Genomic DNA, 1,034 nt, shown 5'->3' with positions numbered 1-1,034 from the left:
AGAAAAAGGCAACAAAGCTACGGACTGGACGCCCACGCCAGAGGATATACAAGCAAATATAGCAAAAGCACAAGCAGACGCGACAACAGCTTCAAAGGCCTATGCAGACGCCCAGGACGCATTGAGAAAAACAGAAGTACAGGCTTATGCAGACGGAATTGTTACCGAAGAAGAAGAACGAGCAATCGCAGATGCTCAAGCAAAGTTAGAAGAAGCTAAGGCATACGCAGAGGAAACTCAAAAGGCAGCACAAACTTATACGAATGAAATGCTAGAACCAATTACATCAACACAGACAAAACAATCAACAGACATCAAACAACTTCAAGACGGTATCACATTAAAAGCTGATAAAACTGAAATCACAACGATGTACGACAACAACATTAAACCGTTAGAAACCAAAGTCAATGACAATACGGCACAGTTAAAAGTGCAAGCTGACCAGATCAGCAGCAAAGTGGCAAGCAGCACATACACAGCAGACGTCAACAACATCATTACACGTTTAAATACCGCAGACACTCAACGTACACAGTTAAGCAATGCAATCAATGACCGTGTAACCATTAAAGAATATACAGATAACAAAACAGCAACAACAAATCAAATCAATACAGCAGTGAACAATGTGCAAGTCGGAGGGCGTAACTTAGTAACAGATTCTCATTTTTATAGCGGCAGTATTAATGAATGGGCCCCAGTTTACGGCACACAAAAAGTGGAAAACCATACACTTATAAAAGAAGTCACTGCATTATCTACTTCGAATCGTATAGAACGTATTTTCACAAATTTAACAGTTGGTGAAAATTATACGTTAAGTGTTTATACAAGCGTCCCTGTTGCATTAGAATGGCGTAACTTTGGAAACGCCAATGTAATGAATTTTAATAACTCATCAACTATAAATAAATTTTATGTAACATCTGTGACTTTCACGCCAACAGACACGACTGTTACAGTGCGTGGATATTTACCAAATGCACCGATTGGAACATTAATCAAAATAGATTGGTTCAAATTAGAAAAAG

At 38.8% G+C, this 1,034-nt stretch carries 1 pseudogene; it reads left to right on the top strand.

The window, feature by feature from the left end:
- Nucleotides 1-1,034 (top strand): annotated as a pseudogene (locus HMPREF3270_RS10665) (hypothetical protein); the annotation flags it as partial.

Source organism: Staphylococcus sp. HMSC65H10, assembly GCF_001839185.1.
Lineage (GTDB): Bacteria > Bacillota > Bacilli > Staphylococcales > Staphylococcaceae > Staphylococcus > Staphylococcus simulans.
The sequence above is the reverse complement of the archived record's forward strand: the minus strand, read 5'-3'. Positions and strand labels throughout refer to the sequence as shown.